The organism is Kushneria phosphatilytica (genome assembly GCF_008247605.1).
Classification (GTDB): Bacteria; Pseudomonadota; Gammaproteobacteria; order Pseudomonadales; family Halomonadaceae; genus Kushneria; species Kushneria phosphatilytica.
Genome location: NZ_CP043420.1, coordinates 233,250 through 253,412 on the forward strand (window position 1 = coordinate 233,250; position 20,163 = coordinate 253,412).

Genomic DNA, 20,163 nt, shown 5'->3' on the forward strand with positions numbered 1-20,163 from the left:
GCGGGATGGCGTATTCTGACATCACCATGGCTGGCACACGGTTGTCGGCCTGTCCAGTCACCCATACCGGTAGCCAGGAGACGGCGTGAACGAACATCTCGAAACCATGGAACCGACGCTGCTGTGGCGTCACTTTCGCACCTTCTGCAATACCCCACGCCCCTCGGGCAAGGAAGAGGCCCTGGCCAGGAAGATTGAAGCCTGGGCCGATGAGCGCGGGCTTCACCACGAGCGTGACGAGGCCGGCAATCTGCTGCTGCGCAAGCCGGCCTCGCCGGGATATGAGCAGGCATCAGGTGTGGTGTTGCAGGGCCATCTCGACATGGTTTCCCAGGCCGCTCCCGGCGTTGAGCATGATTTCGAGCGTGATCCCATCGAAACTCATGAGGAAGGTGGCTGGCTGCACGCACGCGGCACCACCCTGGGGGCCGACAATGGCATTGGTGCGGCCGCCGGACTGGCGATTCTCGATGATGAGCAGCTCACTCACGGGCCGCTGGAAGTGCTGCTGACGGTCGAGGAAGAAGCGTCACTGGTCGGCGCCATCAAACTGCGCGAACAGTGGCTGCAGGGTCGTCTGTTGCTCAATCTCGACTCCGAGGATGAGGGACAGGTCTATATCGGCTGTGCCGGTGGGGCGAGCGTTTCGACCGAGGTCACGTTCGATGAAGCCCCGCTGGGCGAGGGCATGGCCGGCCTGAAGATTGGTGTCCATGGGCTTCAGGGCGGCCACTCCGGGCTCGATATCCACAAGGGGCTGGGCAACGCCAATCGGCTGCTGGCCCGGCTACTCAACCATCTCGCTGTCGAAGGGCTGCAACTGGCCGATTACGACGGTGGCACCATGGGCAATGCCATCACTCGTGAGGCGTGGGCGACGGTAGCGTTCCCCCGAGACCGGCTCGATTACGTGACCGATGAGATCGAGCGCTTCGGCCGGCTGTATCGCGAGGAGCTGGAAGGCGTCGATGAGGGGGTGACGGTCAGCCACGAGCCGGCTGCACCTGACCGGGCGGTTGCCGCTGATGACAGCCGCCGGATCGTGGGGGTCATGCATGCCCTGCCCTACGGTGTGGCGGGGATGAGCCGCTCCGCGCCAGGCGTGGTGGAAACTTCCAACAATATGGGCATCGTGCGGCTGGCGCAGGGGAAATTCCGGCTACAGCTGATGGTGCGCTCGCTGCGTGACAGCGCCCGTGACGAACTGGTGGCGCGGTTGTGCACACTGTTGACCCTCACCGGCTTCGAGCCCCACACCAACCAGGGCTATCCGGGCTGGACCCCGGATCCGCAGGCGCCACTGCTGGCACGATTCGAGCGGGTGCACGAAGCGACCACCGGCGAGGCACCCGAGGTGAAGGTCGTCCATGCCGGGCTGGAGTGCGGCCTGATCGGGGCCAAACACCCCGAAATGCAGATGATCTCGTTCGGCCCCACCATCCGTGGCGCGCACTCGCCGGATGAGCGGGTTGATATCGGCGCGGTGCAGAACTTTTACGCCGTGCTGCGAGCGATGATCGAGGATCTCGCGCAGCAGTAACCGCCGTTCAGCGACCCGGTGCCTGAGCCGCGTCGGGTCGCTGGCGCTGCCTGCTGAGTCACCAGGCCGGGCCCGCCCTCGGCAGTCATGGGCGAAACTTTAGGGTGAAAGCGGAATAAGCCGCAAAATCCTGCCCATTCTCTCTCATGCCATTGCCCTGACTCATGCCAGGCTGTGCATCATCGAACGCTGTCGGTCCGTACCTGTCGTCGGCGGGCATCCGGCGCAGGTCGCTTGTGACAAGTCATGGAGAGAGGCATGGGGGTACAACGTTTCATCGGGATCAATGGGCGTGATGCCATGCGGCAGGTACGCGCCACGCTGGGCGATGATGCCCTGATCCTCTCCAATCGTCCGGTCGAGGGCGGCGTGGAGATCATTGCCATGCCGGAGCAGGATCACGCCCAGTCACTGTCGCAGTTCGAAACGCCACCACCGCCTTCGGACGAAACCCCGCCCTCCGAGCCTCCGCCCAGCGAGGCACCGGTGCCCGTGGAAGCGCCCGCACAGAGCGATCCGGCCCCGCCTGAACCGATACCGCCTTCCGGTGAAGACGACAGCACGCTCGGCATGATGCAGGCGATGAACCGCCAGTTGCTCGAGGAGATGCGCAGCATGCTGCGCGAGCAGGGTAACCCTGCGAGGCAGACGGCTGCCGATGCGCGTCAGCGGCTGGTGGGGGCATTGCGTCGACGACTGATCAATGCCGGTTTCAGCGCTGCGTTGGCCGGTGAACTGCTCGAAGGCCTTCCCGAGGAGCTGCTGACCCCACCGGAGGACGAGCAGGATGAGGCGGCGACCGCGCCGCTGATGGCCTGGCTGGTGCGTCAGCTGGGCGAGCGATTGACCACCCTCGATGACGAGGGCGAGCTGTTTGACGAGGCCGGCGTGTTCGCCCTGGTGGGGCCGACCGGGGTGGGCAAGACCACGACCACTGCCAAGCTGGCGTCGCGTTATGTGATGCGCCATGGTCCCAAAGAGGCGGCGCTGGTGACCACTGACAGCTACCGGATCGGCGCCGCCGAGCAGCTGCGTATTTATGCCCGGCTGCTGGGGGTGGAGGTGCATGCGCTTGATGCCGAAGGTGATCTCGGCGCCCTGCTGGAACGCCTGGCCCAGCCGCGTCGGGCTCTGCTGTCGCGGGGGGCCGGTAAACGCATGATGGTGATCGATACCGTTGGCATGAGTCAGCGCGATCAGCGTCTGATGGGCGAAATCGCCCGCCTGGGCGCCTCTACGGTACCGACGCGGCGGGTACTGGTGCTCGATGCCGCTCGCCATGGTGACACTCTGGAGCAGGTCATCGATGCCTGGCAGCAGGCTTCGACCCGAGCCGGCGCGCCGCTGTGGGGCTGTATTCTGACCAAGCTCGACGAGGCGGCACGACTGGGCAGCGTGCTGGATGTGGTGATTCGCCATCGTCTGCGACTGTGTTATGTCTCCCGCGGTCAGCGCGTGCCCGAGGACCTGGAACCCATTGATGGGGAGGCACTGTTGCGTGAGGCCCTGTCGCTGGATCAGGCCTCTCCCTTTGCCTTCGATGAGGTCGATCTGGCGGCACATCCCCAGGAGAGCCGCCAGCGTTCGCTCTCGCGTGATGTGTTGCGTGAGGGCAGTGCGCTGGAAGCCACTTTTGAAACATTGCGCACCCACAATCTCGGTATGACCCTGCTGGAGCAGGGCTGGCGGCAGGCCGATCGTGATGCGGGCAGTGAGGGCCGCTCCGGATTTGCCCGGCTGATGGCGGCGACGACCCAGCAGACGTTGTTGGCCAGTAGTGATCGGCCTCATGCGCTCTGGTGGTCGAAGGAGAGCTCGGTCAGTGGGGCGGATCAGATGATGCCGCTGGTGACGCTGGATCAACATGGCATGCCTCAGCCGCTGGTGTGGCCGCGGCATGCGCTGCCGGCCGGGGCGCCCGAGCAACTGGCCTGGGCTGAACAACTGGGGGTGGAGTGGCAGCTTTTGATGCAGTTGCCGGATATTGTCGAACTTGATCGACTGGATGGGCAGGGCTGCGCCTGGCTGGCGCCGGTCAGCGGCAGCCGACGTGTACTGCATGGCGGCGCGCGTCAGCCGCTGTCGAAGTTGATGGCGCTGGGCGAGGCGGACGAGCCAATCATGGTGCGCCACCAGGGGAAGCGGGCGGCGCTGCAGCTGACCCGGCTGGAGGTTACCCTGACACCGAATCGCGAGGCCTCGCATGGGCTGCCGGTTACGGCCTGGTATGGAGAGCTGCGTGATCCGGATGAGGGGCGTCGACTGGCGCGTCGTTACTGGCTGGGCACCAGCCGGACGGGGCGTGATGCTGTCTCTCGGATACGCTGCTCGCTGGCACTGGAGCAGTTGCCACTGCTCACCCGTCAGGCATGGCAGGCACTGGAGGCACGCGGCATGGCGCGCGCTGATCGCGAGCAGCGCTGGCAACTGGCCGCGGCACTGGCATCGTTGGCGTTGCGGCTGGGTCTTGAGGAAGCCGACTGGGCCATGGACGTACGGGCGCGCCTTTCACGAGTGGCGCAGCGGCGTTGCGGCCGGCGTCCGAAAGCGCTGCTGGAAGGCCTGCTGGATGCCTTCAATGCCCGCGAGGCTCTGAGTCGCGCAGGCGCGGTACAGCCGATTACGGCAGCGGCTTCGGCATGAGCGATCAGGCCGCAGGACTGAGGGCCTGGCATCAGCGCCAGCGCAGTGCGACACCGGCCACCCCGGTGGTGGTGCTGGGAGATCCGACCACTGATGAAATCGATCGGGCGCTGGCGACGCTGCCCAGCCCGGGCGGCCAGGGCTGGAGACCGGTGACGATCGAGGCAGCGGGCGGCGGCTATCGACTGCTATGGTTTGATGCCTTCTCCTCTGATGTCGCCGAGATCTACCGCTTGCTCAAACGTTTGCCCGGTGAGTATTCGCAATCACCGGTGCTGCTTCTGGTCAGCGCCGAGCCGGATGCGGCGACGTCGCAAATGCTCTCCAATCTGATGGAGACCGCCCATCGTTTTCTCGGGCTGACCCTGACCCGCGACAGCGCGCGCTGGCTGGCGGCCCATCGCTGAATGTCCTGTCATCGGCTGATGGGGTAGACGGCTCGGCAGTTTGATGGAATACTTCGCAGCCTCAGTATTAACGACAAATGCATTCTCCATTCATCCTGCCGACGGATGGCACTGCCGGGCGTTCACGAACGGCAGGCCGGCGGACTCTCTTCATGCAACGCATACCTTTCGATCACTGGCTGCTGGCACTGCGGACGGTACTGGCTGTCTGGCTGGCCCTTTATGTGTCATTGCGACTGGATCTCTCCCAGCCCGCCTGGGCGATCCTGGCGGTCATGATCGTGACCCTGCAGCCGGTCATGTTTACCGGCGGTACGCCGCCGATCGGCATCATTATCGGCCGCAGTCTGGCGCGCTTCTTCGGTACCCTGTTCGGTGCCATCGCCGGACTGGTGCTGATTGCCTGCTTTGCCCAGCAGCCCATGCTCTATCTGCTCTTTGCAGGGGGGTGGCTGGCGCTGTGTACCTATTATGTGATGCTCGAGGCGGATGAAACGGTCGCCTATGTAATGATGCTCAGTGGCTATACCGCGACGCTGGTATCGCTGACCGCCATTGGCACCGGGGTTGATCAGATCTGGTCGGTTGCCCTGTCGCGCTTTACCGAAACCTCGGTGGGTATTGGCGCAGGGTTGTTGATGCATATCGTGATTGCCCCACGCTTCGGTAGCCGCAGCCTGCCGGAGGCGTTGTCCACACTGCTGAGCGAGGCGGCCGGTGATAGCCTGGTGGCGCTGGAGGGTGAGCGTTCACGGGAGACTCGGGATCGGCATTTCACGGCGCTGCTCGGGCACTATCAGCAGTTCGAAAAACTCTGTGGCCTGACCCGGCGTGAAACACGCCGTTATCGGCAGTTCATTCCGGCTCTGGATCGCTTTGCCAGCGACAGTCTGGCACTGATTACGGCTCTGCGGGAGCTGGATGAGGCGCTGCGCCGATTGCGGGCGCGGCCAGGGGGCGAAGACCGGCTCGCGCAGCTGACCGAATACGTCACCCCGCTATTGCATGACATTCGTCACCGACCCGACGGTGAGCCCGCCACCCGGCTGGCGCTGCCCGAGTTCGACTGGTCGCAGGCGGTGCAGGGAGATGCCGATCTGCGCATTGATGCCGAACTGGTTCATCAGCGGCTGAATGAGGTGCTGGGGCTGTTGCAGCATGGACGGCGGCTGCGACATGCGCTGGATAACCCTGGCCAGTCACGCGTCAAGAGTCTGCCCCGGGAGCGGCGTCCGCGCGCTCCTCATAACGAGCATTTCGTGGCTCGCTACAACGCGCTGCGGGTCTTTATTGCCTTCGAGCTACTGGGACAGTTCTGGATTCACAGTGGCTGGCACTCGGGCTATCTGGCCATGATGCTGCTGAGCGTCTTCACCGTGCTCTTTGCCCGGGCGCCCAACCCGGCGGCGATCGTCTATCAGTTCATGTGGGGGTCGATTGCGGCAGTGGTGCTGGGCGGCATTATCCTCTTTCTGATCCTGCCGGTGATCAACGGCTTCCCGCTACTGGCGCTCACACTCGGCCTGCCGGTGATGATCGGGACCCTGGTCACGCCCTATCCCCGCTGGTCATTGCTGGGGCTGTCCGGGGCCGTGACGATGATGACCCTGCTCAATCTGCATACCACCTACAGTTTTACACCGGCGCGCTACATCAACGGTGGCCTGGCATCGATCATTGGCACCATTGTCACCATGATCACCTACTCGCTGTTTCGTCAGCGTACCCCTGCCGAGCGCATGGCCACGCTGCTGGAGGCGTACTGGGCGGGGCTGGCACGCATCGCCGGCACCCGGTGGCTGCCCAATCGGGCACGGCTGGAGAGCCGGCTCTATGATCGTCTCGGTCGGCTGGTGGCGCTGGGAGGAAACGAGCAGTGCCTGCGTGAGGCCATCGATCTGCATGCGCTGGCGCTATGCGTCTGGCGGCTGCGTCATCTGCGCAACACGCTGGGAGAACATCAGACGGCCATCGAAACCTGGCTGCGTGAAGTCAGCGCCCAGCTGGAACGAACGTCACGACATGAGCCGGCACTGTGGCATCGTTTCGCCGCCCAGGCCGAGGCGTGGGCCGCCCGACTGCATCATGAAACACAGCTGCCGGTGGCAGTCATCGGGGAGCTGGTCATGCTGGCACACCTGATGCGAAACGCACCCGGTACCCGATTGGAAGCGGACAGTCGTCGGGGCGCCACCACCGGCGCAACAGTCGCCGGGGGAGAGGCGTAATGTTCGACGAATGGGCCTTCATGGGGTTTCTGATACCGCCGCTGGCCGTGCCGGTCTTCGTGGCGCTGGCGCTCTATCTGCTCACCCGGCGACTGCTCGTGCGGCTGGGGTGTTATCGCTGGCTGTGGCATCCCGCACTGGTGGATGTCGCACTTTATGCATTATTGCTGTGGGCAGTACTGGCGCTCTCCGGTGCGCTGCCCATTGCCGGTACCGGAGAGGGATAAAATGATGGCCTTGCCCCTGAAACTGCGACGCATGCTGCGCATTCTGCTGACCGTGGTCATAGTCCTGGCCGCGCTGCTGGCTGTACGTCAGATCTGGCAGCACTACATGCATGACCCCTGGACCCGTGATGGTCGTATCCGCGCCGATGTCATTCATCTGAGCACGGATGTCTCCGGGCTGGTAGGCACCATCAGCGTCAGGGACAACGACTTTGTCCACCAGGGCGATGTGCTGTTTACCATTGATCGACAGCGCTACCAGCTGGCACTGGATCAGGCACAGGCCAATCTCGAACAGCTCGGTCAGGAGCGTGATGAGGCGAAGGCCAACTACGAGCGGCGGCGTCGACTGCAGAATTATGTCTCCGACGAGGATCGCCAGAACGCCCGCTTTACCATGCTGGCCGACGAGGCGGCGGTGCGTCAGGCGAGGGTCAAGGTCCGTCAGGCGAAGCTTGATCTTGAGCGTGCCACGGTTGAGGCACCGGTGGATGGCTATATCACCAATCAGCATCTGCGGGTCGGTGAGTATGTCACCGCCGGCAGCAATGCCATGACGCTGGTCGATGCACACAGCTTTTACGCGCTGGGCTACTTCGAGGAGACCAAACTTTCCCGGGTTCATGTCGGGGCCCCGGCGCGGGTGCAGTTGCTCTCCAGCGATCAGCCGATTCGTGGTCATGTGGAAAGCTATGCCCACGGCATTACCGATAACAGCCTGAGCAGCCAGTCCGGTGCTCAATCCAGTGGTCTGGCTTCGGTGAATGCGTCATTCGACTGGGTGCGTCTCTCCCAGCGTATCCCGGTAAGGATTGCGTTCGATCAGGTGCCCGAGAATATCAAGCTTTCCAATGGGCTGACGGCGACCATTTATCTGGATGCCGGTGCGGCCGCGCGCAATGACTTTCCTGACTGGCTCAAGCCGTTGCGCCATCTGTGGGAAGCGCTGATCAGCATTTGAGTCGATTCTGATAAAAGCACTTGTTGTCTTGCAGGGTGTTTAAAAACGCACCCTCATGATCAGCATGGCGGGTTGACCCTGGTGGCGGCTGCACAGGTACGCGGCTTTTATCCTGTGGCTACCAGGATGGCTATGGCAGGGCCGCTGTGCCGGTCATGGAGGACCGGTAATTTCAGTCTGGGGAATACAATATCTTTTAATGTATGTCTTTAATATCCGGCGAGTTTCTATTCCCGGTTGATACCATCAGCAGCATACGCAGTATCCTTGCGCTCGGTCACTTTCCCGGAAGAGGAAGACACGACTCCTGAATTTTCGATGTCAGGAACAGAGGTTCCAACCAGCCAATCACTATTCGAAGATGCTCTGATAGCGCCCAACAGGAAGAGAAGCGCCAGAAGGGTCAGTGTTAGATAGATGATGAGAATGGTCAATGTAACACCCCCGATTTTTAATTGATGCAGGAATGCAGTGCGAATTGAACCCGGCGATTTTTCTGAAACAGAAAACAATACTCTGTATTTCAAACGTTATGCCGTTCCGACCTTTTATTATAAAACGATGTTTCTGTATTATTTAATGTAGCTGGGCGGCGCGTTGTATTAATTTTTCATTTTATAAAAAATAACCGTAAATTGATTCTTCAGTTTTAAATCTTTGGTCGTAAGGTTTGACCTTTTCCCTGTTTTTTTAAACCTCTGGTATGAGTCTCGCATTGCTTTTGCACATTGCCGGGTGTTATCAGCACCCGCGCCGGATTGAAGATATGCCAATTGTGCTTTTCGTTTGTATGCCTCTTTTTTTGGCGTCCCTGATGAGTCTATCTTTCAAAGAGTGCGGCTCGCCCGTATGAGTTCGAAGAACAGCAGCTGGCTTTATAAGTAAGCGTCATGAAAAAAGTCCGGGTCGATAATCGACCTGATTTTTCATCATGCCAAAAATATTACCAGCGTACGCCTTTGGCCCATTATTTCCGGGCTTCAGGCAGTCACCGAACATTATCCGAACAAGGGATTCGGCCTAGGGGATAGCCTGAGGATTGACACAATGCAAATGACCTTTCAATCAAGCTATGGCAGGCTGCGCCACTCTCGATGGTATGAACGGATATTGCTGAGTTTCCGTACCAATCTCGTGTTGGGCTTTATACTCACCACGATCGTACCGGCTTTTTGGGAATGGGGAAGGGACTGGAATGCCCTGGGGGCGGTGACCACTATCGTGGCGAGCGGTATCGCTTATCTGGTGGCGATTAGTGCGGTACATGCCATTTCCCGTTTTCCCGGAACTTCCGCCTTTTTTTATATACTACCTTTCATGACAGTAGCCTACCTTTTGATGGGCATACTGCTGGCGGCTTGCCAACTCGCCTTTTCCCCGGAACCCATGATCGTTTCGTATGTGATTTCACTGGTGGCTGTTTACACTGGTTATCTGATCGGAAATCGTTATCGTGTGCGCAAGATCGCAATTGTACCCAGAGGACGGGTTGAGGATTTCTGTAAACAGCACGTTGTAGATTGGCGTTGGTTAAGGGAGCCTGACCTGAAGGATTTGCGTGTTAATGGTATTGTTGCAGACCTGAAAAGTGAGATGACGCCTGAGTGGCAGCGTTTTCTGGCAGATTGCATGATTCGGCGTATTCCCGTTCATGATGCCCAGCGTTTTCATGAAGAGCTGACTGGCAAGGTAGGGCTCGATCATATTTATCAGAATCCGTATGGATTGCTGGTGACCAATAATAATTATGAAATTTTCAAGAGAGCTGTCGATTTTTTTGTAGCGCTGCTGATGCTGCCAGTGATTCTACCTGTAATTGGTATTGCTGCCGTGTTAATCAAGCGTGATGATCCGGGTCCCATATTCTTCAGACAGACAAGGTCGGGGTTTCAGGGGCGTGAGTTTGATGTTTACAAATTACGCAGCATGTATGTAAATCCGGGTGATCAGACACCTACGGCCGATGGAGAAGATCCCAGGATTACGCGTATTGGCAAAAAACTGCGCAAGTATCGAATTGATGAGTTGCCACAGCTTTTCAACGTGTTGAAAGGCGATATGAGTCTTATCGGGCCTCGCCCCGAAACACCTTCGTTGACAGCAGCTTATGAAAGAGACATTCCTTTTTTCCGCTATCGACATGTGGTGCGTCCGGGAATCACCGGATGGGCACAAATAGAGCAGGGATACGTTTCTGAAGTAGAGGGATCAAAACGCAAGCTTGAATACGATTTTTACTACATCAGGAATTTTTCCTTCTGGATCGATATCCTGATTCTGATACGCACTATAAAGACAGTATTTACCGGCTCAGGTGCCCGTTAGGTCCTGTCTGAAAATTACTGCGCTCGGCAATACGGCGTTAAAATTCGGCTCAAGATGCTCATTTGCACGGTGTGAACGGGCACGCCAGCCCGGTCGTGCCTTCGCCGTTTTTTTGCCTTGCCTGGCCATCGCTCGACGGCTTTTCAGACAGGGTCTGGGACGCATGGTTGACGTTTCAAACAGGCAGAGGTCAGTTAGGCATTATCGACTCTGAAAGACTGTTGATAGTGCATCGGGCGGTGTCGTTATCGGAACTTCCTTGGCAACTACGGCAAAGCCGCGCCTCTGTTGCCGGCATGAGCTGCCTTGACTGAGGCATTCAATGCAGGCGTCTGACCTTCGTCGTGAGATTTGGCTGCATCCTGTGCAGTGTTACGCGCTTGAGTACCACCTGATAGGCATCGGGAGGCTGCAGACAGGTCTGCAAGGCAGTGTGACGGGTGACTGGCAGGGGCAGAAGTCGGCAAGGCCTTGATGGACCTGCCAGCATGGGCGCCGATAAGCGATATAAGTCGCTGTGCAGGGCGGAAGGTCAACCAATCAAACGAAAACGCCACGGTGCATCGCGATCCACTGGCTCGGCGTAGTCGATACCCACTCGTGGGCCGGTGCGCACCGCACTGTCTGACACAGGCGTGCCGGCTGCAAACCAGAGTCCCTGGCCGCTGCAGAGATCGGCGCGATTGAAGGCCGAGCGGGTGATGCCCAATGCCTGGGAGAGCTTGCCCGGCCCGTTGCCCAGCTCGCGTCCGGCGCGGCCATTGCGTCGGGCGATCATTGCCGCTTCACCGTGGACCGGCACGATGGCGCGCAGCAGCACCGCACCCGGCTGGCCATCGGCGTCGGTGACCACATTGAGCAGTTCATGCAGGCCATAGATCAGATAGACATAGGCGTGTCCGGGCGGGCCGTAGAGCACTCCGTTGCGCGGCGTGCGCCCGCGCGACACATGGCAGGCGCTGTCGCGCTCGTCGCCGTAGGCTTCGGTTTCGACAATCCGCGCAATCAGCATGCCTTCAGCGCTGTCATGCACCAGCTCACGACCCATCAGGTCGCGCGCTACCGTGAGCGAGTCGCGGGCAAAGAAACTGCGCGGCAGTGGTGTCGGGCGAGCGTCGGGCTCCTGCATGCGTGGCTCCGTAACGCGGAAGGTGAGTCGTTTCAGTGGTCGATGAGGCGAAAGCGCCGCGGTGCATCGCGATCGATCGGATCAGCGTAGTCGATACCGATGCGCGGCCCGGTGGTCACGGCACACTCTGTTATCGGTTCGCCGGCGGTGAAAAAGAGCGCGCCCTGGCAGCAGAGATCAGCACGGTCGAAACACGCACGCTCGATCCCCATTGCCCGGGTCAGCTTGCCGGGGCCATTGGCCAGTTCGCGTCCGCTGCGACCACTGCGCCGGGCCACCATCAAGGCCTTGCCGGCCAGCGGTGTCACGGCCCGAATCAGTACGGCACCGGGTGTACCCTCGGGGGCGACGACCACATTGAGCAGCGTGTGACCGTAGACGCAGTAGACATGTCCATGACCCGGCGGACCGTAAATGGTGGCATGTCGCCGTCGACTGCCCCGGGCAGCGTAGCAGGCGCTGTCCGCTTCGGTGCCGTAGGCCTCGGTTTCGGTGATCCGGCCCACCAGCAGTCCGTCGGCACTGTCATGGACCAGTTCGTGGCCCAGCAGATCGCGCGCGATCCGGTCGGGATCACGATCGAAAAAGGCCGTGCCGAGGGCGCGCCCCCTGAGTGTCGCAACATCGACCATCCGTGGCGGCCGGCTCAGGGCGCCAGCAGATAGCCGCTGCGATGACTGTGATGCCCGGCAATGTCGGCCACAATCATGCCGCGGGTGGCCATGCGTCGCTGGCTGCGAGCATACATCATGCCTCCCTGAGGCGCGCGCAGTGCGTGCACCGTGTCATCGATCGGATCGATGATCTCGGCGAGCAACTGATCCTGTTCGACCACATCGCCGGGTGTGGCATGAAAGACCAGTACGCCAGCGGCCGGTGCCTTGAGAAAGTCCATGGCTGCCAGCTCGGTCGCCGGATAGCACAATTCGGGCAGTACCGGAGCGTCGCCATCAATCAGGCCGGCGTGCATCAGCCAGTGAATGATCGCCTCGGCATCCCGCTCGGCCAGTTCATGGCTGACATCGTCCTGCCCACGTAATTCGAGAGTGATCGACTCGCTGCCATAGGGGATCGGAAAGCGGTCGCCGAAGCGCGTACGCAGCTGCTCCCATACCAGTGTGAAGCACTCATCGAATGACTGGCCGCCGGAATCGGTCGCCAGCATGCTCGCCTTCGAGCCGAAGTAGCGTGCCAACGGCTCGAAGGTCGGCCAGGCGGCGGGCGTGGTATAGAGATGCTCGACGGCGTTGAAGTCGCAGTGCAGGTCAACGATGTAGTCGGACGCGAACGCCAGTTGCTGCAGGGTCAGTTGCATCGCGCCCAGCGCGGATTCCGGCGCGATGGCATTCAGTGCCGCGCCGAAGCGCTCACGAATGATGGTGCGGTTGTGCTCGGCATCATCGCTCAGCCGGGTCTCCAGACCCTCGGCAATGGTATCGACCACATCGATGAAGTGGCGGTTGAAATTGGTCAGGGTTTCCAGCTCGTAGCGTCCCAGCGGCGTATCCATCAGCTGCTGATCAAGGCCGATGGGATTGGCGACCGGTACGACACAGATACGCGCGTGCAATCGATCATGCGCTTCCAGCTCGGCAAGACGCTGTCGCAGCTTCCAGGCCACCAGCATGCCGGGTAGCTCGTCGGCATGCAGTGAGGCCTGAAAGTAGACGCTGCGCTCGGCGTTGGCCGGTCCATAGTGAAAGCTGTCGAGCTGGCGTCGGGTGCCGGGGGTTTGGCCCGGTAGCGGATGGCGGCGATGTTCCACAATAAGTCCTGTCGGGAATGCAAGGTAGGCGGCGAGCCGGCTCTGGCCGACTCGCACCGGGGAGGGTTACTGCTTCGCTTGTGGCGGGGTCGAAAGGTCGTAATCGAAATACTGATGCATCAGCTTGTCGAAGGTGCCATCGGCGTAGACATCGCGAATCGCCTGATTGAATTTTGCTGCCAGATCCTTGTCGCGTGGACGGAAGGCCATTGCGGCACCACGACCGAAGATCGAGGTGGGCGTCTTGATGGACGGTCCGACCTGCTTGAAGGGGGCGTCATCGCCGCGGAAATCGAAATTGGCAATCGCCAGCGGGAAGTCCTCGAAGGCCAGATCGATTCGCCCGGTCTTGAGATCGTTGTCGACATCCTCCGATGAGCTGTAGCGGCGGATATCGAGCACATCGCCATACTCCTGGGTCACGTAGACATCACGGATCGAGCCGCGTTGCACGCCGACTGATAGCCCTTTCAGCGAGGCCTTGTCGCTGATGTCGATATCGCTGTCACGCGGGGCAATCCAGACACTGGGCGTGTTGTAGTAGGGAATCGAGAACAGCACCTGGCGCTCGCGCTCCGGCGTAATCGCCATCGACGAAAGAATGGCGTCATACTTGCGCGCCAGCAGGCCGGGAATGATGCCATCCCAGGATTGCTCGACCCACTTGCAGTTGAGCTCGGCGTGCTCACAAAGTGCATTGCCGAGATCGATTTCAAAGCCCTTCAGCTGGCCATCCGGAGCGCGCTCGACAAAGGGTTTGTAGGGCACATCAATGGCGAGTCTGACGGTATCGGGGATGCGGGCCAGAGCCACTGTCGGCAGCATCATGGCGGTGATCAGTGTCGCGGTAAGAAGGCGTTTCATCGGGGTTCCTTGTTATGGGATCAACCTGCGTTGCGTGTCGTTGGCTTTCGTCAGCAGGACAAAAGGAACGAGGGCAGATCGCCATCCTCGCCCAGTGGGCCGGCTTTTTCCAGAGCGGGCAATGGCCGGCTTAGTGAAGCGTTGTGTGATGCTGTAGCATGTCCGACCAGAAGAGACGAACGCCCGGCGGAGCGTCCATGATCCCGTTTTTCACCGACACATCCGATGATGACAGCGCCCGGGGCTACGGTCGGCGGGGCGCCTGTCCGACACTGAGTGCGCCGATGGCAACCGGTGACGGCTATCTGGCCCGTCTGCCGCCGCTGCCACGCGGGCTCGACGTGGAGGAGACGCTCGTGCTGTGTGAAGCTGCCGAGCGGCTGGGTAATGGCATTATCGAGTTGACCCGACGCGGCAATCTGCAGCTGCGTGGTCTGACGGCGTTGACGGTGGGGCGGTTGCCCCGTGAACTGATGGGGCCCTCCGGCCACGCCTCGGCCTCGAGGCTGGGGCCCGAGCTGCTCGATCAGCGCGTGCCGGCGATCACGCTCGATCCGCTGATGAATCGTGATGGGGCGCTTGATGACACTGATCGGGCTGTGGTGGTTCGGCTGCGTGAGCGACTGCTGGCGGCCGGTGTTGAAGGTCTGGCGCCCAAGCTGGCGGTGGTGATTGATGCCGGTGGCGAGTGGGCCGGGCTGGATCAGCTGAGCGCTGATCTGCGTATTCGCCTGGCGCGTGACAGTGACGGCGAGCGACGCGGTTGGCTGGGCCTGGCCGGTGAGGCTTCAAGCGTGACCTGGCTGGGCGATATCGGTCTGGCACGACTGGCCGAAAGCGCCGAGGCGTTGCTCGAGGCGGTGGCTGCCTGTGGCACACAGGCCCGTGGCCGCGATCTGCTGGACCGATGCGCACCGCTACAGCTGTGTGACGTGCTGGGGTTGCGTCCGGCCATTGCCTGGGTGCGGGCGCAGCCGTCTGCGCGCCCCGTGGCGATGGCTGATCATCATCAGCTCGAGATTCACTGGCCGTTCGGTCAGATCGAGGCGACCACGCTACTACAGCTGACCCGGGCCGCGCGGCAGTGTGGTGCCGACACCTTTGCCCCGGCGCCGGGACGGCGCTGGCGGGTGGCGGGTAACGGCTCGCTGGATGTGGCGACGCTCGCCCGCCGGGCCCGGGCCCTGGGGCTGATTGTCGATCCCGACGATCCGCGTCTGGTACTGGAAACCTGCGTGGGGGCTGCCGGCTGCGCCAGCGGGCATCTGATGACCCGGTCGCTGGCAGCGGATATTGCCACAGCCGCCGCGCCACTGTGTGATGGCAGCGTCTCACTGCATCTGTCCGGCTGTGCCAAGGGATGTGCGCGGCCGACTCCGGCAACACTGACGCTGACCGGTACTCCCGATGGGGTGACGCTGGGGCTGGAAGCTCGCGCCGATGATTCGGGCCGGCTCGTGGTGTTGGCGTCCGAGCGGCTGCCGCAGGCAATGGCGCAGCTGGCCGAGCGGGTACAGCGGCGGCATCTTCATGGCGAAACCATGCGTGAAACGCTGGTGCGACTGGGTGAGGCACGGTTGGCAAGGTGGCTTTCGCAAGCCGATTGAACAATGACAGCTCCGCATGGCGGACAGTAGACAGGGCAGGGGCGCATGACGCAGAGCCTGAACGGTGAGTTCGATTACATCCGCGACGGGCGTGAGATCTACCGTCGTTCGTTCGCGATCATTCGCGAGGAGGCGGATCTCGAGCGCTTCAGCGCGCCCGAGGCCGAGATTGCCATTCGCATGATCCACGCCTGTGGGCTGGTTGAACTGGCCGGGCACATCGAGTTCGGTGGTGATGCAGCGGTCGTGGGGCGTCGCGTACTGCAAAGCGGTATGCCGATCCTGTGCGATGCCGAAATGGTGGATCGCGGTATTACCCGCAAGCGGTTGCCGGCCGACAACCCGGTTGTCTGCACGCTGCGCGACGAGCGCACACCCCAACTGGCGGCCGAGCTTGGCAATACGCGCTCGGCAGCGGCGCTGGAATTGTGGGGCATGCAGCTGGCCGGTGCCGTGGTAGTGATCGGCAATGCCCCAACCGCCCTGTTTCATCTGCTCGAGCGGCTTGAACAGGGGGCTCTGCCACGCCCTGCGCTGATTGTCGGCGTGCCGGTGGGGTTTGTGGGGGCTCGCGAGTCGAAGCAGGCCCTGGCCGAGAGCCAGCTGGGCATTCCCTTTATTACGGTGCACGGGCGTATGGGGGGCAGCGCCATCGCATCGGCCACTGTCAATGCTCTGGCGAGTGCGGCGTTATGAAACCGCTGACCGAGGCCGCCATTCCGAGTGGCGTTCGTCATCCCGAGGGGACGACAGGCCGGTTATTCGGCGTGGGCACCGGTCCGGGTGACCCGGAGCTGCTGACCCTCAAGGCCGTACGCGTGATCGAGCAGGCCGATGTAGTGGCCTGGTTTGCCAAGGCGGGCAATGTCAGCAATGCGCGCCGGGTGGTGGCCGAGCAGCTGCGCCCCGGTCAGCCCGAGCTGGCACTCTATTATCCGGTGACCACCGAACTGCCGCGTCATTCGAGCGCCTATCGTGATGCCATTACCGCCTTCTATGACGAGAGTGCCGTGCGTATCGCCGAGCATCTCGAACGCGGTGAGCAGGTTGCCGTGCTCTCCGAGGGTGACCCGCTCTTTTATGGTTCCTGGATGCATCTGCACGTGCGCCTGGCACCGCGCTATGCCACCACCGTGATTCCGGGGGTCAGTGGCATGTCGGGCGGTTGGTCGAGTGCCGGCCTGCCGATCTGCCAGGGCGATGATGTGCTCAGCATTCTGCCGGGGACGCTCGATGAGGACGGGCTGGTCGAGCGTCTAGGGCGCTGCGAGGCTGCCGTCATCATGAAGGTCGGGCGTAATCTGCCGACCATCCGACGGGCGCTGGCGCGCACCGGCCAGCTGGATCGGGCGCTCTATGTCGAACGGGCGACCATGGCAGGCGCCCGGAGTGTCGCGCTCGCCGAGCGTGACGATACCCCGGCGCCGTATTTCTCGATCGTGCTGGTGCCGGGATGGCACGAGTCGACCTACCGTCCCGAGGCACTACGCCACCTGCTGAACGAGGCACCGCAGGATGAGTGATGCGTCGACGCGCAGTGGCACATTATGGGTGATCGGGCTCGGCCCCGGGGAGTCTCATCTGCTGACGCCGCAGGCGCGTGAAGCGCTGGATGCCGCCGAGCGGCTCTACGGCTACGGCCCTTATCTGAATCGCGTGGTCGATGAACACGATCCGCGCCGAATGGCTTCCGATAATCGCGAAGAGGGTGCCCGTGCTCGTCAGGCGCTGACCGATGCCGCGGCCGGAGCCCGGGTGGCGATGGTGTCCGGCGGTGACCCTGGTGTCTTCGCCATGGCCGCGGCCGTCTGCGAGCAGATCGAACGCGGCCCTGCGCACTGGCGTACCCTGGAGGTGCAGATGATCCCGGGCATCAGTGCGATGTTTGCCGTCGCTGCCGCCTGTGGTGCACCACTGGGACACGACTTCTGCGCTGTCTCGCTATCCGACAATCTCAAGCCCTGGGCACTGATCGAACGTCGACTGAAGGCCGCGGCCGGGGCCGGATTCGTGATGGCACTCTACAATCCCATCTCGGCCTCCCGGCCGTGGCAACTGGGGCGCGCATTCGAGCTGCTGCGCGACACGCTGGCCGGTGAGACGGTGGTCATCTTCGGGCGCGCTGCGGGGCGCGCCGATGAGCACATGCAGATCACAACCCTGGCCGAGGCCCGAGCCGAATGGGCCGACATGGCGACCCTGGTGATGATTGGCTCCGAACAGACCCGGGTGGTCGAGCGGCCGGATCAGCCACCGCTGGTTTACTCGCCGCGATTTGCGCCGGGGTGCGATCCTGAGAGCCCTGCCTGACGCGTCAGCCATTCAAGCGCCTCATCCATACGCTCGATCCGTGGCAGCGCCGGTGCCGGTGGCCGGCGCACCATTACCACCCGAATGCCCAGCTCCCGGGCGGCGGCAATCTTGGCGTAGGTCTCCTCGCCGCCGCTGTGCTTGGTGACGATCACTTCAATGCCATGACGTTTTAGCAGCTCGCGCTCGCTTGCCAGGGTGAAGGGCCCGCGTGCCAGCAGGCTCTGCGCGCGCGGCAGGTCGAGCGCCGGCTCGAGCGGTTCGACGCTGCGGATCAGGTAGTCGTGCTGTGGTGCTGCCTCGAACAGTGCCGCCTGCTGCCGCCCCAGCGCCAGCAGCACCCGGCGTGGGGTATCGCCGAGCAGGGCCGGCGCATCCTCGAGCCGATCACACTCCAGCCAGCAATCCTGTGGATGGCGCGGCCACTCGGGGCGTGCCAGATGAAGCGTTGGCGTGCCGGTACGCTTGGCGGCCTGCTCGGCATGGGCGGCCATCTGTACGGCGAAGGGGTGGGTGGCAAGGATCATGGCATCGATCGATTCGCGCTCAAGCCAGGTGATCAGCCCTGCGATACCGCCAAAACCGCCCTGGCGGATGGCGACCGGTGCCAGACGTGGCGTTCGGGTGCGCCCGGCCAGCGACAGGATGACCTCGAAGCGGTCATCCCCGGCGAGGCGTTCGGCCAGCCGACGCGCCTCGCCGGTCCCGCCGAGCAGCAGCAATCGAAGGGGCATGGTGTCAGTCATTCCGGGAGTGAGGGGCTATCGTGACACGGATCGGGCGCGCATTCGACGCGCCCGATCTGCTGGTAGCCGCCTGGCGGCTAGAGCAGCGTCAGCCCGAGTGCGATGATCACCCCCGTGACCAACAGCTGAATCAGACAGAACCCCATGATGTCTCGCGCCTTCAGGCCGGCGATCGCCAGTACCGGTAGTGCCCAGAAGGGTTGCAGCAGATTGGTCCACGCATCGCCCCAGGCCACCCCCATGGCGACATGCGCGATATCGGCACCCAGCTGCTGGGCTGCCGGGATCATCACCGGCGCCTGCACGGCCCACTGTCCGCCGCCCGAGGGTACGAACAGATTGACGATACCGGCGCTGATGAAGGACCAGAAGGGCAGACTGTTGGCGCTGGCAATCGAGACAAACCATTGCGACATCGACTCGGCCAGGCCGGACTGGACCATGATCGCCATGATGCCGGCGTAGAAGGGGAACTGAATGACGATGCCGGCGCCGCCGCGAATTGCTTCATTGAGGCTGTCGAGCAGTCGGCGCGGGGTGCGATGCAGCACGATCGCCAGAAACAGGAACAGGAAGTTGACGATGTTGAGGTTGAGCCCGCCGCCGCGCAGCAGGAAGTGATCGAGCAGGAAGATCAGCCCGGGAATGCCGACCAGCCAGGCCAGCAGGGTGCTGTTCTCGAGGCGCTCGGCCGGGCGCCGGGGGGAAGGCGAGGGCGTGACGGTGCTGGTATCGTCGAGCTGCTCGGCATCGACGATCACGGCCTCGCTGTCATCGGGCAGCATCAGGCGATTGACCAGTGGCACTGCAATGAACAGGGCCACCACGATGGCCAGGTTGAACAGCGAGAAGATGGTGTCGCCGGTCGGGATTACACCGATCCGGTCGGCCATGAAGTGCCCTTCGGTGGCGATGGTGAGCGGGATCGAGCCGGCCAGCCCACCATGCCAGACTACAAAACCGGAGTAGGCACTGGCCACCAGCAGGCGATAATCCACCCGGATGCGGCGTGCCATGACCCGGGCAAACAGGGCACCCACCACCAGCCCGAAGCCCCAGTTGATCCAGCTGGCTGTGAGTGACACCAGACTGACCAGTACTATGGCACCCCCGGTACTGCGAGGCACATCTGCCAGCCGCTCCAGCAGGCGCTTGACCGGCGGGGTGTTGGCGAACATGAAGCCGGTGACCAGTACCAGCAGCATCTGCATCGAGAAGGAGAGCAGCCCCCAGAAGCCATCGCCCCAGATGCGCATGACCGCCAGCGGCGACTGCTGCTCGAACAGCATCGCCGCGACGGCGGCAATCAACGTAAGCAGCAGCACGAAGATGAACGGGTCGGGCAGGTAGCGCTCTACCAGGCGTACGGCCGGGCGTGACAACAGTCTGAGCATGATGGTGTGTTCCCGTT

18 protein-coding genes are annotated in these 20,163 nt (G+C 62.2%); 11 read left to right on the forward strand and 7 right to left on the reverse strand.

Annotation, left to right across the window (positions count from 1 at the left end; all coding sequences use genetic code 11):
- Positions 1-85 precede the first annotated feature (85 nt).
- From FY550_RS01035 to FY550_RS01060, 6 genes are all read left to right on the forward strand, one after another.
- Positions 86-1,540 (forward strand): aminoacyl-histidine dipeptidase, encoded by a 1,455-nt coding sequence (locus FY550_RS01035; protein ID WP_149054298.1) that lies wholly within the window; start codon positions 86-88, stop codon positions 1,538-1,540.
- A gap of 258 nt (positions 1,541-1,798) precedes the next feature.
- Positions 1,799-4,183 carry a flagellar biosynthesis protein FlhF gene (flhF, locus tag FY550_RS01040; protein ID WP_168169355.1) on the forward strand — a complete coding sequence of 795 codons (2,385 nt, stop codon included), beginning with the start codon at positions 1,799-1,801 and terminating at the stop codon, positions 4,181-4,183.
- Positions 4,180-4,590 carry a VOC family protein gene (locus tag FY550_RS01045; RefSeq protein WP_070980810.1) on the forward strand — a complete coding sequence of 137 codons (411 nt, stop codon included), beginning with the start codon at positions 4,180-4,182 and terminating at the stop codon, positions 4,588-4,590. The genes flhF and FY550_RS01045 overlap by 4 nt, the downstream gene beginning before the upstream one ends.
- A gap of 152 nt (positions 4,591-4,742) precedes the next feature.
- Positions 4,743-6,818: an FUSC family protein gene (locus tag FY550_RS01050; protein WP_168169356.1), complete on the forward strand. Its 2,076-nt coding sequence runs from the start codon at positions 4,743-4,745 to the stop codon at positions 6,816-6,818.
- Positions 6,818-7,045, forward strand: coding sequence for a DUF1656 domain-containing protein (locus FY550_RS01055; RefSeq protein WP_070980812.1), 228 nt, complete (start codon positions 6,818-6,820; stop codon positions 7,043-7,045). The genes FY550_RS01050 and FY550_RS01055 overlap by 1 nt, the downstream gene beginning before the upstream one ends.
- A 1-nt stretch (position 7,046) precedes the next feature.
- Positions 7,047-8,006 (forward strand): efflux RND transporter periplasmic adaptor subunit, encoded by a 960-nt coding sequence (locus FY550_RS01060; protein ID WP_070980813.1) that lies wholly within the window; start codon positions 7,047-7,049, stop codon positions 8,004-8,006.
- Between the two features lie 227 nt (positions 8,007-8,233).
- Here FY550_RS01060 and FY550_RS01065 read toward each other — a convergent pair whose 3' ends face one another.
- Positions 8,234-8,533 carry a hypothetical protein gene (locus FY550_RS01065; RefSeq protein WP_139148746.1) on the reverse strand — a complete coding sequence of 100 codons (300 nt, stop codon included), beginning with the start codon at positions 8,531-8,533 and terminating at the stop codon, positions 8,234-8,236.
- Between the two features lie 520 nt (positions 8,534-9,053).
- Between FY550_RS01065 and FY550_RS01070 the strand changes: the two genes are divergently transcribed.
- Positions 9,054-10,331 carry a sugar transferase gene (locus FY550_RS01070; RefSeq protein WP_084388243.1) on the forward strand — a complete coding sequence of 426 codons (1,278 nt, stop codon included), beginning with the start codon at positions 9,054-9,056 and terminating at the stop codon, positions 10,329-10,331.
- Between the two features lie 532 nt (positions 10,332-10,863).
- Here the strand turns inward: FY550_RS01070 and FY550_RS01075 are convergent.
- From FY550_RS01075 to FY550_RS01090, 4 genes are all read right to left on the reverse strand, one after another.
- A complete protein-coding gene (locus FY550_RS01075; protein WP_070980815.1) occupies positions 10,864-11,460 on the reverse strand; it encodes a DNA-3-methyladenine glycosylase in 597 nt (198 codons plus the stop codon).
- Between the two features lie 32 nt (positions 11,461-11,492).
- Entirely contained in the window at positions 11,493-12,092 is a 600-nt protein-coding gene (locus tag FY550_RS01080) for a DNA-3-methyladenine glycosylase (RefSeq protein WP_070980817.1), read from the reverse strand.
- 14 nt (positions 12,093-12,106) lie between these two features.
- Positions 12,107-13,225 (reverse strand): succinylglutamate desuccinylase/aspartoacylase family protein, encoded by a 1,119-nt coding sequence (locus FY550_RS01085; RefSeq protein ID WP_070980819.1) that lies wholly within the window; start codon positions 13,223-13,225, stop codon positions 12,107-12,109.
- A 66-nt stretch (positions 13,226-13,291) separates the two neighbouring features.
- Positions 13,292-14,089, reverse strand: a complete 798-nt coding sequence (locus tag FY550_RS01090) for a transporter substrate-binding domain-containing protein (RefSeq protein ID WP_070980820.1) — start codon at positions 14,087-14,089, stop codon at positions 13,292-13,294.
- Between the two features lie 197 nt (positions 14,090-14,286).
- Here FY550_RS01090 and FY550_RS01095 point away from each other — a divergent pair, with 197 nt between their 5' ends.
- The 4 genes from FY550_RS01095 to FY550_RS01110 are packed head-to-tail and all read left to right on the forward strand — an operon-like array spanning position 14,287 to position 18,006.
- A complete protein-coding gene (locus tag FY550_RS01095) occupies positions 14,287-15,696 on the forward strand; it encodes a hypothetical protein (RefSeq protein WP_070980821.1) in 1,410 nt (469 codons plus the stop codon).
- A 45-nt stretch (positions 15,697-15,741) separates the two neighbouring features.
- A complete protein-coding gene (locus FY550_RS01100; protein WP_070980823.1) occupies positions 15,742-16,392 on the forward strand; it encodes a precorrin-8X methylmutase in 651 nt (216 codons plus the stop codon).
- Positions 16,389-17,219 carry a precorrin-2 C(20)-methyltransferase gene (locus tag FY550_RS01105; protein WP_070980824.1) on the forward strand — a complete coding sequence of 277 codons (831 nt, stop codon included), beginning with the start codon at positions 16,389-16,391 and terminating at the stop codon, positions 17,217-17,219. The genes FY550_RS01100 and FY550_RS01105 overlap by 4 nt, the downstream gene beginning before the upstream one ends.
- Positions 17,212-18,006, forward strand: coding sequence for a precorrin-3B C(17)-methyltransferase (locus tag FY550_RS01110; protein WP_070980825.1), 795 nt, complete (start codon positions 17,212-17,214; stop codon positions 18,004-18,006). The genes FY550_RS01105 and FY550_RS01110 overlap by 8 nt, the downstream gene beginning before the upstream one ends.
- On the opposite strand, the gene FY550_RS01115 is transcribed toward FY550_RS01110, so the two are convergent.
- A complete protein-coding gene (locus tag FY550_RS01115; protein WP_139148747.1) occupies positions 17,958-18,740 on the reverse strand; it encodes a cobalt-precorrin-6A reductase in 783 nt (260 codons plus the stop codon). The two genes, FY550_RS01110 and FY550_RS01115, sit on opposite strands and share 49 nt — an antisense overlap.
- 89 nt (positions 18,741-18,829) lie before the next feature.
- Positions 18,830-20,146 carry a short-chain fatty acid transporter gene (locus tag FY550_RS01120; RefSeq protein ID WP_149054299.1) on the reverse strand — a complete coding sequence of 439 codons (1,317 nt, stop codon included), beginning with the start codon at positions 20,144-20,146 and terminating at the stop codon, positions 18,830-18,832.
- Between the last annotated feature and the right edge of the window lie 17 nt (positions 20,147-20,163).